General features: G+C 67.4%; 18 protein-coding genes. 10 read left to right on the top strand and 8 right to left on the bottom strand.

Features of this window, described 5'->3' with window-relative positions; translation table 11 throughout:
- Positions 1-6: 6 nt before the first annotated feature.
- From EGT50_RS09485 to rpmB, 5 genes are all read right to left on the bottom strand, one after another.
- Positions 7-933 (bottom strand): AEC family transporter, encoded by a 927-nt coding sequence (locus tag EGT50_RS09485; RefSeq protein ID WP_127953434.1) that lies wholly within the window; start codon positions 931-933, stop codon positions 7-9.
- Positions 934-1,056: 123 nt separating this feature from the next.
- A complete protein-coding gene (gene rpsR / locus EGT50_RS09480) occupies positions 1,057-1,311 on the bottom strand; it encodes a 30S ribosomal protein S18 (RefSeq protein WP_127945452.1) in 255 nt (84 codons plus the stop codon).
- Between the two features lie 10 nt (positions 1,312-1,321).
- Entirely contained in the window at positions 1,322-1,627 is a 306-nt protein-coding gene (gene rpsN / locus EGT50_RS09475; protein WP_127953432.1) for a 30S ribosomal protein S14, read from the bottom strand.
- Positions 1,628-1,631: 4 nt separating this feature from the next.
- Positions 1,632-1,796, bottom strand: coding sequence for a 50S ribosomal protein L33 (gene rpmG, locus EGT50_RS09470; protein ID WP_127945447.1), 165 nt, complete (start codon positions 1,794-1,796; stop codon positions 1,632-1,634).
- 4 nt (positions 1,797-1,800) lie between these two features.
- Positions 1,801-2,037, bottom strand: a complete 237-nt coding sequence (gene rpmB, locus EGT50_RS09465) for a 50S ribosomal protein L28 (protein WP_127953429.1) — start codon at positions 2,035-2,037, stop codon at positions 1,801-1,803.
- 131 nt (positions 2,038-2,168) lie between these two features.
- Here rpmB and mrf point away from each other — a divergent pair, with 131 nt between their 5' ends.
- The 8 genes from mrf to EGT50_RS09425 all read left to right on the top strand — a co-directional run bounded on the left by mrf (position 2,169) and on the right by EGT50_RS09425 (position 8,645).
- The gene (gene mrf, locus EGT50_RS09460; protein WP_408014624.1) at positions 2,169-3,440 is read left to right on the top strand and encodes a ribosome hibernation factor-recruiting GTPase MRF; all 1,272 of its coding nucleotides are present in this window, start codon (positions 2,169-2,171) and stop codon (positions 3,438-3,440) included.
- Positions 3,437-3,706, top strand: coding sequence for a type B 50S ribosomal protein L31 (locus tag EGT50_RS09455; RefSeq protein ID WP_127953423.1), 270 nt, complete (start codon positions 3,437-3,439; stop codon positions 3,704-3,706). The genes mrf and EGT50_RS09455 overlap by 4 nt, the downstream gene beginning before the upstream one ends.
- A gap of 3 nt (positions 3,707-3,709) precedes the next feature.
- On the top strand, positions 3,710-3,883 hold the full coding sequence (gene rpmF, locus EGT50_RS09450; RefSeq protein WP_127953420.1) for a 50S ribosomal protein L32: 174 nt from the start codon (positions 3,710-3,712) through the stop codon (positions 3,881-3,883).
- A gap of 200 nt (positions 3,884-4,083) precedes the next feature.
- Entirely contained in the window at positions 4,084-4,770 is a 687-nt protein-coding gene (locus EGT50_RS09445) for a response regulator transcription factor (RefSeq protein ID WP_127953418.1), read from the top strand.
- On the top strand, positions 4,770-6,239 hold the full coding sequence (locus EGT50_RS09440) for an ATP-binding protein (protein WP_408014623.1): 1,470 nt from the start codon (positions 4,770-4,772) through the stop codon (positions 6,237-6,239). Before EGT50_RS09445 ends, EGT50_RS09440 begins: the two co-directional genes overlap by 1 nt.
- A gap of 162 nt (positions 6,240-6,401) precedes the next feature.
- The gene (locus EGT50_RS09435) at positions 6,402-7,829 is read left to right on the top strand and encodes a trypsin-like peptidase domain-containing protein (protein ID WP_127953415.1); all 1,428 of its coding nucleotides are present in this window, start codon (positions 6,402-6,404) and stop codon (positions 7,827-7,829) included.
- 95 nt (positions 7,830-7,924) lie between these two features.
- The gene (locus tag EGT50_RS09430; RefSeq protein ID WP_235870661.1) at positions 7,925-8,419 is read left to right on the top strand and encodes a MogA/MoaB family molybdenum cofactor biosynthesis protein; all 495 of its coding nucleotides are present in this window, start codon (positions 7,925-7,927) and stop codon (positions 8,417-8,419) included.
- A gap of 10 nt (positions 8,420-8,429) precedes the next feature.
- A complete protein-coding gene (locus EGT50_RS09425; RefSeq protein WP_127953412.1) occupies positions 8,430-8,645 on the top strand; it encodes a hypothetical protein in 216 nt (71 codons plus the stop codon).
- A 73-nt stretch (positions 8,646-8,718) separates the two neighbouring features.
- On the opposite strand, the gene EGT50_RS09420 is transcribed toward EGT50_RS09425, so the two are convergent.
- The 3 genes from EGT50_RS09420 to EGT50_RS09410 form a co-directional block, all read right to left on the bottom strand.
- Complete coding sequence (locus EGT50_RS09420; protein ID WP_127953409.1) at positions 8,719-9,411, bottom strand: SAF domain-containing protein; 693 nt, start codon at positions 9,409-9,411, stop codon at positions 8,719-8,721.
- Between the two features lie 104 nt (positions 9,412-9,515).
- Positions 9,516-9,824 (bottom strand): FmdB family zinc ribbon protein, encoded by a 309-nt coding sequence (locus EGT50_RS09415; RefSeq protein WP_127953406.1) that lies wholly within the window; start codon positions 9,822-9,824, stop codon positions 9,516-9,518.
- Between the two features lie 91 nt (positions 9,825-9,915).
- Positions 9,916-10,542 (bottom strand): 5-formyltetrahydrofolate cyclo-ligase, encoded by a 627-nt coding sequence (locus EGT50_RS09410; protein WP_127953941.1) that lies wholly within the window; start codon positions 10,540-10,542, stop codon positions 9,916-9,918.
- A gap of 59 nt (positions 10,543-10,601) precedes the next feature.
- On the opposite strand from EGT50_RS09410, the gene EGT50_RS09405 reads away from it, so the two are divergent.
- Complete coding sequence (locus EGT50_RS09405) at positions 10,602-11,525, top strand: UTP--glucose-1-phosphate uridylyltransferase (RefSeq protein WP_127953404.1); 924 nt, start codon at positions 10,602-10,604, stop codon at positions 11,523-11,525.
- A gap of 52 nt (positions 11,526-11,577) precedes the next feature.
- The gene (gene glp / locus EGT50_RS09400; protein ID WP_127953400.1) at positions 11,578-12,837 is read left to right on the top strand and encodes a molybdotransferase-like divisome protein Glp; all 1,260 of its coding nucleotides are present in this window, start codon (positions 11,578-11,580) and stop codon (positions 12,835-12,837) included.
- Positions 12,838-12,841: the final 4 nt, after the last annotated feature.

Genomic DNA, 12,841 nt, shown 5'->3' with positions numbered 1-12,841 from the left:
TTCGACTCAGGTCAGCAGCAGCGCGACGAGAGCGATCGCGGGTATCGACGCCAAGGTCGTGACGAAGGCGGCGTCGCGGGCGAGCACCATCCCGCGCTGGTAGCGGCTGGCGAAGACGAAGACGTTCTGCGCGGTGGGTAGCGTCGAGACGACGACGATGGCGAACAGTTGGTGGCCGTCGAGCCCGAACAGATAGCGGGCCATCAGGTACCCGAGAACCGGTTGGACGCAGATCTTGAGTACCGAAGCGAGAGCGACGTCTCGGCGGGGACTCGCCCCTTTCTCGAGCACCCGTACTCCGTACAGGGACAACCCGAAGGCCAGAAGAGCGCCGGGCACCGAGGCGCCGCCGATCAGGCTGAACGGCTGCATCAACGCCTCCGGCGGGGTCCAACCCGACACCGCAACGGCGAGCCCGGCCGCGCCCGCCAGCACGATCGGGTTCTTGAGCGGCGCGGTGATCGTCTCGATCCGGGACGTGGTCTGGCGCATCGTGCTGATGTCGAGCACCGTCAATGCGATCGGCGAGAAGATCAGGATCTGGAACAGAAGCAGCGGCGCGACGAACGACGCATCACCGAGGACGAAGACGGCGATCGGGATGCCGAGGTTCGCCGAGTTCACATACGACGACGCGAGCGCGCCGATCGTGAGTTCCGGTAGTGGCCGACGCAGCCACAGGCGCGCGACCAGCAGATAGATTCCGGCGACCGCGAACGCGGTGGCGGACGCGACCGCGAGGGTGGTGGAGAAGACGACCGACAGGTCGGCATTCACGAGCGTGTCGAACAGCAGCGCCGGGGTCGCGACGAAGAACACCAGCCGGCTCAGGACGAACTGTCCGTGGTCTCCGAGGGTGCCGCTGCGGCCGAGGAAGAACCCGACCGCGATGACGACGAAGATGACCGTGAAGCCGGCGACCACACCCGACACGCGGCGGGCACCTCCAAAACCGAACGAGAACTCGGCGAGAGTCTAGACCGGGCCCCGAGGCCTGGATCGATGCACGCCGCTGCGCCGACCGTCAGCCGGCCGGGGTCTCCGTGGTGTCGTGGCTTATCTGCTGGTGAACGGCAGCAACGCCATCTCGCGGGCGTTCTTCACCGCGGTGGCGACCTGACGCTGTTGCTGGGGGGTCAAGCCCGTGACGCGGCGGCTGCGGATCTTGCCGCGGTCCGAGATGAACGTGCGCAGGAGGTTGATGTCCTTGTAGTCGACGGTATCGATGCCGGCCGCGATCAGCGGGTTCTTCTTGGGGCGGCGGCCCTGCTCGCTGCGCGCCTTCTTCGACGGTGCCCTCTTGACTGCCATTGTTCTTCCTTCACCAGCTCGACTTGTGTACGCCTGGCAGCTCCCCGCGGTGAGCCATCTCGCGGACCCGCACACGGGAGAGGCCGAACTTTCGCAGGTAGCCGCGCGGACGTCCATCCGCGGCGTCTCGATTGCGCAATCGTACCGGACTCGCGTCCCGAGGCAGCCGCGCCAACCGGGACTGCGCTGCTGCTCGCTCCTCGGGTGTGCTGGATGGTCGCCGGATCGTCTCCTTCAACTCTGCCCGCAGCGGGGCGTACCTGGCGACGATTCGCTTGCGCTGTTCGTTCTTGGCGATCTTCGACTTCTTGGCCATGTGTTCAACGCTCCTCTCGGAAGTCGACGTGCCGACGCAGCACCGGGTCGTAACGGCGGAGCACCAGGCGGTCGGGATCGTTGCGCCGGTTCTTCCGCGTGTAGTACCGGTAGCCGGTTCCCGCTGTCGAGACGAGCTTGACCAGGGGGCGAATTTCGTTGCGTGCCATGTCTTCAGATCTTCTCTCCGGAGGCCCGCATGCGGGCAACGACGGCCTCGATGCCGTCGCGGTCGATGGTCCGTATCCCCTTCGGGGTCAGGCGCAGGGTGATCCGGCGGCCCTCTCCCGGCAGGAAGTACGTCTTGGTTTGGAGGTTCGGGTTCCAGCGCCGGGAGGTCCGGCGGTGGGAGTGCGAGACGGATCGGCCGAAGCCGGGTCGCCTGCCGGTCACCTGGCAGCGAGCGGACACGGGTGCTCCTTTCCGGCCTGGGCGGCCGAGTTGATGAAAAACCGAGTTGATGAAAATCATTGTCGTTAGCCGACGGTCGAGTGTAGTGTCTTCAGTCGGTAATGACAATCGTTTTCGAAAGGTGCTCGCTTGTGGCTGCTGATCCGAAGAGCCGCACTCCGCTGATCGTGGTGAGCGGGCGGAGTGGACCGGTAGAGGCGACGGCGCGGTCCTTCCTCGGCGACCGGGAGGCATCCACCTTGGTGGTGCGTCACGACCTAGGAGATCTAGGTCAGGGCATCGTGCGCCGGACCCTCACGACGGGGTCGGTGGATGCGCAGGAGACGACCACCGAGGTGCTCGAACTGGCCCACGGTTGCGTGTCGTGCACGCTTCGTCACGACCTGCTGCCGCTGCTGCGGAGGCTGCACTCGCGCAGTTCCGTCGACCGGATCGTTCTCCAACTCGACTCCGCGCTCGAGCCGGAAGCGGTGTGCTGGGCGGTCGAACATGTGCCGGTGGTCGATGTGGTCGGGCAGATCGACGGTCCCGCCGGCCGGGACGTCCGCATCGAGGCAGTCGTGACCTGCCTCGATGTCGAGCCGTGGTGGGAGGAGGTGACCGGTGACGAGGACCTCGATGACGACCGGACCGTCGCACAGGTCGCCGTCGGGCAGGTGGCGTTCGCCGACGCGCTCGTCGTCGACAGCCACACCGCGGATCCCTGGCTCGCGCACAAGGTGTCTGCGGTGCTCACGAGGCTCGCTCCCGGCGCCCCGACCTCTGCCGTGCCGGACGGTCCTGACCTGCTGTCGCGTGTCGGGGTCGATGCCCGGCGCGGTCGCGTCGACGGAGCCCACTCGCCGCTGCTGCGAGGCCACCCACCCCTGGACGCCGACCATGGAGTCGCACTGGTCGAGTTCGCTGCGCGGCGACCGTTCCACCCGGGACGGTTGCACGAGGCTATCGACGTCCTGCTCGACGGCGTCGTGGCCGCGCGCGGCAGGTTCTGGCTCGCCACCCGGCCCGACATCGCGCTATGGCTCGAATCCGCCGGTGAAGGACTGCGGGTGGCCGCCGCCGACCGTTGGCTCGCCGACATGACGGACGACGAACTGCTCGACGTGGATCCAGAACGGCGGGCGCTCGCCGCCGTGGGCTGGGACGAGCGCTTCGGCGACCGGGACACCTCGCTGGTGATTCTGGTCCACGACGCTGAACCTGAGGCGATCAGCGCGGCGCTCAGCTGGGCATTGCTCACCGAGCGCGAACTCGTCGACGAGCTGTCGTGGTCCACATGGGACGACCCGTTCGGCGACTTCCATACCGATCCGTGCGCCGACATCCCGCCCGGCCCCCTAGAGAAGAACAAAGAAGCCGAGATGACCAGAGAAGTCGAGAAGAACGGAGAAATCGCATCGTGAAACCCGGCATTCACCCCGACTACCGCCCCGTCGTGTTCCGGGACGCCACCACCGGAACAGCCTTCCTCACCAGGTCCACGGCCCGGACCGAGCAAACCGTGGAATGGGAGGATGGGCACACCTACCCGCTCGTCGTCGTCGACGTCACCAGCGCATCCCACCCGTTCTGGACCGGAACGGACCGCCTCGTCGACACCGCGGGTCGCGTCGAGAAGTTCGAGCGCCGCTACGGGCGGCGGGTGCGTCGCGGGACTCGGGAGGTCTGAGCAATGGCGGTACCCAAGCGGCGCATGTCTCGCGCCAACACTCGCAGCCGCCGCGCGCAGTGGAAGGCGTCCGTGCCGGACCTAGTGACCGTTACCGTCGGTGGCCAGGCGTTTCGCGTCCCCCGCCGACTGGTGCGCGGCATCCGGCTCGGCGTGATCGATCCGACGCGCCTGTGATCGGGGGCGGCGGGTCCGTGCTGTGCTGGAGGCACTGTGGCGCTCGCCGTGGCGGGAGCCCCGGTCGGGGTCAGCGGACGCTTCGACGCGGAGGAACTGGAGCCTGCCGGGTCCCCGGATAGCGTCGACCGAGCCGACACGCCGTCTGCTTCACCGTGACCTCTCAGCGGGATCTCAGCAGTTCAGGCCAAAATGTCGGTATGCGCGTTTTAGTGGTCGACGACGACCGGGCGGTCCGAGAGTCGCTGCGGCGGTCCTTGAGCTTCAACGGCTACACGATCGATCTCGCCGTCGACGGTGTCGAAGCGCTGGAAAAGGTCGCCGGGTCACGCCCCGACGCTCTCGTGCTCGACGTCATGATGCCTCGCCTCGATGGGCTCGAGGTGTGCCGACGGCTCCGGAGCACGGGCGATGACTTGCCAATCCTCGTTCTCACGGCCCGTGATTCCGTCTCCGAACGGGTGGCCGGCCTCGACGCAGGTGCCGACGACTACCTGCCCAAGCCGTTCGCCCTCGAAGAACTGTTGGCCCGGTTGCGGGCGCTGCTTCGGCGCGCGGCCCCCACCGTGGGAGATGACTCGGAGACGATGCGATTCGAGGACCTGACCCTCGACCCCGTAACGCGCGAGGTGACTCGTGACGGCCGGTCGATCAGCCTCACCCGCACCGAGTTCGCGCTCCTGGAGATGTTGATGGCAAACCCGCGCCGAGTGCTCTCGCGCAGCCGGATCCTCGAAGAGGTGTGGGGCTACGACTTCCCGACGTCGGGCAACGCGCTCGAGGTGTACGTCGGGTACCTCCGGCGCAAGACCGAGTCCGATGGTGAGTCCCGGTTGATCCACACGGTGCGCGGAGTCGGCTACGTCCTGCGGGAGACACCGCCGTGATGACCGCCCCATTCGGCAGCGCGGGTGCCGGCCGTCCGAAAGGGCGGGGCAAGCCGATCGGCCCGATGCCGCCGAACCGGCAGGAGATGCGCCCGCCGATGCCGTTGACGCGATCGGTGTCGCTGCGGTGGAGGGTTACGCTCCTCGCGGCGACGGTTGTGGCCATCGCCGTCGCAGTAATGGCCGTCGCCGCTTATGCGGTCGTATCGCGTGCGCTCTACGCCGACGTCGACAAACAGCTGCAGTCGAGGGCCGCGGCGATCGTCGACAACGACCTCATCACCTTCGACCCACGGTACATCGCGGGTGCGACGCTCTACACGAGCGATATCAGTGTTGCGCTTATCTTCTCGGATCTGAACAAGTACGTCCCGCCGGGTTCCGTCGTCCCGATCGGTCCACCTGAGCTCGCGGTCGCCGGTGGCCAACGCGACCTGTCGTTGCGGACCGTCGGGGGGAACCGGGTCTTGGCCGAGCGAACCCGAGACGGCAGCACACTGGTGATCGCGCAGCGACTCCAGCCCACCAAGGACGTCCTCGACCGTCTCGCGTGGGTGCTGTTCGTCGTCGGCGGATGCGGCGTCGTACTGGCGGCGGCTGCCGGAACCACGGTAGGACGTACCGGTTTGAGACCGATCGCACGACTGACCGCGGCTACGGAACGCGTGGCTCGTACCGACGACCTCACGCCCATACCCGTCACCGGCAACGACGAACTAGCCCGTCTGACAACAAGTTTCAATACGATGCTCCGAGCGCTCGCGGAGTCTCGGGCACGGCAGGGTCGGTTGGTAGCCGATGCCGGGCACGAGTTACGAACCCCGCTCACGTCGCTGCGTACCAACATGGAACTGCTGATCGCTTCGAGTCGTCCTGGGGCGCCGACCATTCCGGACCAGGACATGGTAGATCTCCGTTCCGATGTCATCGCTCAGATCGAGGAGTTGTCCACGCTCGTTGGTGATCTCGTTGATCTCGCCCGCGAGGACGCGCCGGAGACAGTCTTCGAGCTCGTCGATCTCAGCGACGTAGTGGACCGGTCACTCGAGAAGGCGCGGCGGCGCCGAAACGAGATCGACTTCGAGGCGGTGACCACCCCCTGGTACATCTACGGCGACCAGGGCGGACTCTCCCGTGCAGTGCTGAACGTCCTCGACAACGCCGCGAAGTGGAGTCCGTCGGGCGAGCGGGTCGACGTGAGGATGCGGCAGGTAGGTGACCGCCTGCTCGAACTGACTGTCGACGATGCCGGTCCCGGGATCCCGCCCGAGGAGCGTGAACTCGTCTTCGAGCGCTTCTATCGGTCCACCGCGTCCCGTTCGATGCCCGGATCGGGTTTGGGTCTGGCCATTGTCCGGCAGGTCGTCGTCAAGCACGGTGGCACGATCGCCGTCGAGACGTCCGAGCGTGGCGGTGCACTCATCCGGATCGTCCTGCCGGGCGAACCGGACACCGACCAAGCCCGCTGAGCAGGGTGTTTCGGGCACCTGTGAACGGTGCGGGTGGAATCCGAAGCGAGGGCACGGGAAACTGGAAGCAGGGTCTCAGGGGCTTCTCAGCTGCGACAGGCAATCTGAAGTCGACGACCGGACCAGAGCCCTACACAGGCGGTCATGACAGAAGGTGGTGCAATGACCGACGACCGTAACCCGCACGGTGACCCCGACCAGGGTGCCCCGCAGCAGGACAACTCGCAGCAGCACGGCAGCCCACAGCCCGGGAGCCCACAGCATGGCAGCCCACAGCATGGAACTCCTTATCTGGGCTCGGGGCACCAGTTCGGGCCTCAGAACCCGTGGCAGCCGGGCGGCGCCTACCAGCCGCAGAACCAGGGGTACCCGGGTGCGCCGGGTCAGGGCTACCCGCAACATGGGTACCGGTCCGAGCACCAGCCCACCGAACAGTTCCCCGGTGTCGGTACGACGGGAGTGCTCCCGACGGCCGGTGCGGCCGCCGACGACGAACCGCGTCGGGTGGGCAGGACAGCGCTGGTCGCCGGTGCGATCGCCCTGGCAGTGCTGAGCGGCGGCATCGGCGGAGTGGTCGGTTCGCTGGCTACGTCGAACAACGTGAGCACCGCGCCGGTGACGAACGCACTGGAGGCCCCCAAGCCCCCCATGAGCAATGCATCCACCGCGCCCGCGGACTCCATCGAGGCGGTTGCCGCGAAGGTCGTCCCGAGTGTCGTCCAGATTCAGGTCTCCGGGAGCCGCGGCCAGGGTGAGGGGTCGGGTGTCGTCCTCTCCTCCGACGGTCTGATCATGACCAACAATCACGTCGTCTCCGGCGGTGGACCCGGCAGCCAGCTCGTGGTCGCCTTCTCCGACGGCACGACCGCTCCCGCCACGCTGGTGGGAGCAGATCCGACGTCGGACATCGCGGTGATCAAGGCGGACGGCAAGTCCGGCCTGACTCCCATCGAGCTGGGGTCGTCCGACAGCGTCGCGGTCGGTGAGCAGGTGCTCGCCGTCGGCTCGCCGCTCGGTCTGGCCGGGACCGTCACCTCGGGCATCATCTCGGCAGTTGACCGGCCGGTTTCGACCAGTGGTGAGGCCGGCAACCAAAACACGGTCATCGACGCGATCCAGACCGACGCCGCGATCAACCCTGGCAACTCGGGTGGTGCCCTCGTCAACATGGACGGCCAGCTCATCGGCGTCAACACCGCGATCGCCACGGCTGGCGGTCAGGGCGGTTCGATCGGCCTCGGCTTCGCCATTCCGGTCGACCAGGCCCGCCGGATAGCAGACGAGCTCTCCAAGACCGGCACCGCGACACAGCCGATCATCGGAGTTCAGGTGTCTGCGAGGGGCACCGATTCGGATGGTGCGGTCGTGCTGGACGTCACCCCGGGCGGCCCAGCGGAGAAGGCCGGCATTCCGCCGGGAGCCGTCGTCACGAAAGTCGATGATCGGGTCGTGACGACCGGTGATTCCCTCATCGCGGCTATCCGGTCGCACGCGCCCGGTGACACGGTGACAGTGGCCTACAAGGATCGGTCTGGCGACATGAAGACGGTCGACGTTCAGCTCGCCTCACAGCCCCAGGGCGGCCGCTGATGAAGGACGGACAGCGGATGATGTTGCGCAGTATTCTTCAGCAGGTTCCGACGGTGGCGGGTGCAGCCGCGGACGTGGCCACTACGGTAGGGGCCATGGAACTCGAAGCACCGCTGGTCGGACGTGCGCTCGTGGTAATCGTCGACGATCGGACCGCGCACGGCGACGTCGACTCGACCGGCCCGCTCGTGACCGAACTACTGACCGAAGCCGGATTCCTGGTCGACGCGACTGTCGCGGTGGCCGCTGACGAGGTGGAGATCCGCAACGCGCTCAACACGGCGGTGATCGGTGGCGTCGATTTGGTGATCTCGGTCGGCGGTACCGGTGTCTCACCGCGCGACGTTACGCCCGATGCCACTGCGGACGTACTCGATCGGGAACTGCCTGGTATCAGCGAGGCACTTCGGTCGTCCGGCCTCGCCAGCGGCGCCGTCGACGCGGTCATCTCACGCGGCCTCGCCGGGATCTCGGGCAGCACCCTGGTGGTGAACCTCGCGTCGTCGCGAGCGGCGGTGCGAGACGGGATGGCCACGCTCAATCCGTTGGCGAGCCACGTCATCGGGCAACTGTCGAGCATCGAGGACTGAGGCGGCAAGCATGCCGCCGGAGGAGAACGGACCCGGCGCGACGACGGAGGCTCGGCGGTCTCCGTCGTCCGGTCGGCCCCGCATCGACCGGGCGCGCCTGGATGCCGTCTTCGGGGCGATCCTGCCGGAGCAGACCTCGGATGAGAGTTCCCCCGACGGCGTGCCGGTGTCGGATGGTGGACAGGACGAATGGCTGCGGCGCCAGGTGCCACCGCATCACGGTTGAGTTCGGCATCGTTTGGTTCACGCGCACGGATTGGTTTTCACGCACACGGCTGGGCTGGTGGCGGATGTCGGCACTAGTGCAGTGTCACGGTGATCGCGTCGGTCAACGACGCCGCCGCAACTGCGCTCGCCGCGGGCGCCGGGAGCGCGAGCATCACGACCCGGTCCCGACGGCCCGTCGACGGGTGCTCGGGCGCCACCAGCACTACCGTCGCAGCGGAGGCTAGAACGGTGGCCCCTGCCGGCTGCGCGTCGACGTCTCGGGCCCTGCCGACAGTTAGGACGTCCACGCGATCGCCTTCGCGGATCAACTCGGCGAGACCGGAGTCCGACAGCCGGACGGGCACGACACGGGCGTCGGAGGACCCGACGGCCGCCTCGGCTAGACGGGGGCCGAGCAGCCGGACGTCGGTGAGGATCTCGCCACTGCGGACCGGGGAGGCCACGGTGCGTCCGACGGCTTCCTCCTGATTCCGCGTTGCGCCGCCGGGAACCTCGGTGAGTGCACGGTTGACGGTCCGGACGTCCTCGGCACCGAGAATGTGGCCTGGCGTGAGATCGCGCGCCGCGACGACGACGGGTTCTCCGGTCTCCCTACGGCCGTCGCGTATCAGCATGACAAGCGCCAGGAACGCGAGGAGTCCGGCGGCAACTCTTCGAACGGTGTCCGCCCGAGCCCAGTCCGGGCGCACCAATCTTCCAATGCGGCCACCGAGGGTCGGCGCCAGGGATCCGGCGTCACGCCGACGGAACACATCGCGGGGCATGACGGAACCATAGGCCCGGGAGCGGGACCGGAACCCGCCCTAACCGGTGTTCGGATCCCGCATGTGGACGAACGGCGGGCTGTGGAGAACCGCGCTGGCGGGGTCTAGCCGGCGGCAGCGGTGGGTGAGCTGGACGACGCGCCGGAGGGCGATGTGGAGGTGCTCGCAGGTGAGTCGCTCGCCTTGCTCGCAGTGGAGTCGCTCGCCTTGGCCGACTCGCTTGCGGTGCTCGATCCGCCACGACTGTCGGTGCGGTAGAAGCCACTGCCCTTGAAGACGATGCCGACCGAATTGAACAGTTTGCGGAGTTTGCCGGAGCACTCCGGGCAGGCGGTCAGCGTGTCGTCAGTGAAAGACTGCACAATGTCGAACCGGTTGTCGCACTCGGTGCAGGCGTAGGAGTAGGTGGGCACAGGTGTCCTCCGCAGGTGTAGCTCATTGTGTAGTCGAACGGCAGGTGTCGGCACTCTACAGTCGACAGTGCCAACAGCGCGAGTCAGTCGGCTATTCCGGCGACGCGCTGGCCTCCCCGGAGTTGCCAACTGGCAGGGGTACCAATCCCCGCTCCGGCGTCAGAGCGTGAGTCATCGCCACATCGTGCGGGTCGGCCGGTAAGGACATGACCAGTTCGCTGTCCCGGACCACGGCCACGAGCGCGGCGTCCGGTGCGGCCAGTCCCAGGGTGCGATCGTAGAAGCCGGCACCGCGGCCGAGCCGGACCCCGTGTTCGTCGACAGCCAGAGCGGGAACGAACACCACCGACGCGGCTCCGACCTCGCTCGAAGGCAACACCGGTCCGCTCGGCTCACGCAGTCCGTAGCGTGCCCGGACCAGATCGTGTGAGCCGGTGAATTCCGCCCACTCCAGCGGCCCCGGTTCTCTGGTGACGGGTACCAGCACCCGCCATCCGGCGTCGCGGAGCGCAGCGAGCATCTCCACCGAGCCGGGTTCCGAGCCGACGGGGACGTACGCGCACACGGTTCGGTTGCTGCCGACGTCGGCCAGCTCGGCGACCGCCGATGTGATCGAAGAGACCAGGGCCGTGGTCTCGGCTGCGCGGACGCTCCCGTCGAGCTCGTGACGCTCGTTGAGCACGTGCGTCCGCCATTCCTCCTTGGAGGGCAATATCATGATCGTCACCTTAGGTTCGCTCCACCGGCTCCGGGGCCTGGTGGATAGGGTGTTGAGTTATGACAAATGCCGTCACCAATGACAACAGGTACTTTCGGACGGCGGTCGTTCCCGCTGCGGGAATGGGAACACGGTTCCTGCCTGCAACGAAGACCGTTCCGAAAGAGTTGCTCCCGGTAGTCGACACACCGGGGATCGAACTGGTGGCGGGAGAGGCAGCCGACTCCGGAGCGAATCGTCTCGTCATCGTGACATCGCCTGGCAAGGACGGTGTGGTCGCGCACTTCGTCGAGGACCTCGTCTTGGAGAGCAAGCTCGAGGCCAGTGGGAAACACCATTTGCTCGAGAAGGTGCGGAAGGCTCCGGGATTGCTCGAGGTCGAATCCGTCGTCCAGGAGCAGCCCCTCGGACTCGGGCATGCCGTCGGGTGTGCCGAGTCCGTGCTCGACGATGACGAGGACGCGATCGCTGTCCTGCTGCCGGACGACCTGGTGATGCCGCGTGGCGTGCTCGAGACGATGGGTCGGGTCCGGGCCAAGCGTGGTGGCACGGTCCTGTGCGCGATCGACGTACCCAAGGAACAGGTCAGCGCCTACGGCGTCTTCGAGGTCGAGACCGTGCCGGACGCGACCAACCCGGACGTCCTCAAGGTCACGGGCATGGTGGAGAAGCCCGCGATGGAGGACGCGCCGTCTACGTATGCGGCGGCAGGCCGGTATCTACTCGATCGAGCCATCTTCGACGCGCTGCGCCGGATCGCACCGGGCGCCGGCGGTGAGTTGCAGCTCACCGACGCCATCGCGCTGCTGATCGAGGAGGGCCACCCGGTTCACGTCGTCGTGCACCGCGGATCCCGACACGATCTGGGAAATCCCGGCGGCTACCTACGTGCTGCGGTTGACTTTGCGTTGGACAGCGAGGAGTACGGCCCGTCTCTGCGCGAGTGGCTGATCGATCGTCTGAACCAGCCGTCTGGCGAGTGACATTCCGGTAGCACAGGGTCGGGTGGACGGGGTGGGGAGGACGAGGTACCACATGCGCTCGGTTGAGGAGCAGCAATCGCGAGTGACAGCTGCCGCGGTGGCGCCCCGGCCAGTCCGGGTTGCGATCTCCGAGGCCCAAGGATTGTTGTGCGCCGAAGAAGTGGTGACCGAGAGGCCACTACCCAGCTTCGACCAGGCCGCTATCGACGGTTACGCGGTGCGCAGCGTCGACGTCCTCTCCGCGGGCACCGACATCCGTGGAGACGATGGTGAGCCCGCCGAACTCACCCTCCCCGTTGTCGGGGAGGTGGCGGCGGGCTCGCGGCGGCCGATCCGGTTGCAACCGCGTCAGGCCGTGCGGGTCAACACGGGCGCTCCACTGCCGACGCTGGCGGACGCGGTGCTACCGATGGACCGCACCGACGGCGGGCATGCCCGCATCAAGGTCTACAAGCCGGTCCGTTCCGGCGACTACGTTCGCCGCGCCGGCGACGACGTACAGCCCGGCGACGTCGCGGTGCGGGCGGGCACGATCATCGGTGCAGCCCAGGTGGGACTGCTGGCGGCGGTCGGCCGGGACAAGGTGCTCGTGCACCCGCGTCCACGCCTGTCGGTCATCTCGGTCGGGGGTGAACTCGTCGACATCCACCGCACACCGGGACCGGGCCAGGTCTACGACGTCAATTCTTACGCGCTAGCGGCCGCCGCTCGCGACGCCGGAGCCGACGTCAACCGGGTCGGTATCGCGATGATGGATCCCCGGCATCTACGGGAGGTCGTCGAGGGCCAGCTGGTCCGCTCGGAGATCGTGGTGATCGCCGGTGCAGTCGGCGGAGGAGCCTCCGACGAGGTCCGTGAGGCATTGTCCGGCCTCGGCGACCTCACGGTCGATCGTGTGGCCATGCACCCGGGTTCGGTGCAAGGATTCGGTCTGCTCGGCCACGACGAGGTGCCCACCTTCCTGTTGCCGTCGAACCCGGTGAGCGCGCTCGTGGTTTTCGAGGTCATGGTGAGACCGATCATCCGGATCGCGCTGGGCCGTCGTCAGCCGATGCGGAGGATCGTCACCGCCCGCGCGGTGGCTCCGATCACCTCCATCGCGAACCGGAAGGGATTCCTGCGCGGTCAGCTCATGCGGGACGAAGAGACGGGCGGATATCTGGTGCAGGCGCTCGGTGGAGCGCCTGGCGCCTCGTCGCACCTGCTGGCGACGTTGGCGGAGGCCAACTGTCTGGTTCACTTGGAGCCGGAGGTTACCGAGATTCGTGCCGGAGAAGAGGTTGAAGTCGCCTTCCTTGCACAGCGGGGCTGAGCGG

The sequence above is a fragment of the Rhodococcus xishaensis genome, from assembly GCF_004011825.1.
Lineage (GTDB): Bacteria > Actinomycetota > Actinomycetes > Mycobacteriales > Mycobacteriaceae > Prescottella > Prescottella xishaensis.
The sequence above is the reverse complement of the archived record's forward strand: the minus strand, read 5'-3'. Positions and strand labels throughout refer to the sequence as shown.

Coding starts and splice junctions, on each gene's coding strand:
- rpmG (WP_127945447.1), bottom strand. CDS start 1,796: ATGGCACGCAACGAAATTCGCCCCCTGGTCAAGCTCGTCTCGACAGCG.
- EGT50_RS09430 (WP_235870661.1), top strand. CDS start 7,925: ATGGAACTCGAAGCACCGCTGGTCGGACGTGCGCTCGTGGTAATCGTC.
- EGT50_RS09445 (WP_127953418.1), top strand. CDS start 4,084: ATGCGCGTTTTAGTGGTCGACGACGACCGGGCGGTCCGAGAGTCGCTG.
- rpmF (WP_127953420.1), top strand. CDS start 3,710: ATGGCGGTACCCAAGCGGCGCATGTCTCGCGCCAACACTCGCAGCCGC.
- rpsR (WP_127945452.1), bottom strand. CDS start 1,311: ATGGCAGTCAAGAGGGCACCGTCGAAGAAGGCGCGCAGCGAGCAGGGC.
- EGT50_RS09425 (WP_127953412.1), top strand. CDS start 8,430: ATGCCGCCGGAGGAGAACGGACCCGGCGCGACGACGGAGGCTCGGCGG.
- EGT50_RS09410 (WP_127953941.1), bottom strand. CDS start 10,542: ATGATATTGCCCTCCAAGGAGGAATGGCGGACGCACGTGCTCAACGAG.
- glp (WP_127953400.1), top strand. CDS start 11,578: ATGCGCTCGGTTGAGGAGCAGCAATCGCGAGTGACAGCTGCCGCGGTG.
- rpsN (WP_127953432.1), bottom strand. CDS start 1,627: ATGGCCAAGAAGTCGAAGATCGCCAAGAACGAACAGCGCAAGCGAATC.
- EGT50_RS09405 (WP_127953404.1), top strand. CDS start 10,602: ATGACAAATGCCGTCACCAATGACAACAGGTACTTTCGGACGGCGGTC.
- EGT50_RS09420 (WP_127953409.1), bottom strand. CDS start 9,411: ATGCCCCGCGATGTGTTCCGTCGGCGTGACGCCGGATCCCTGGCGCCG.
- EGT50_RS09440 (WP_408014623.1), top strand. CDS start 4,770: ATGACCGCCCCATTCGGCAGCGCGGGTGCCGGCCGTCCGAAAGGGCGG.
- EGT50_RS09435 (WP_127953415.1), top strand. CDS start 6,402: ATGACCGACGACCGTAACCCGCACGGTGACCCCGACCAGGGTGCCCCG.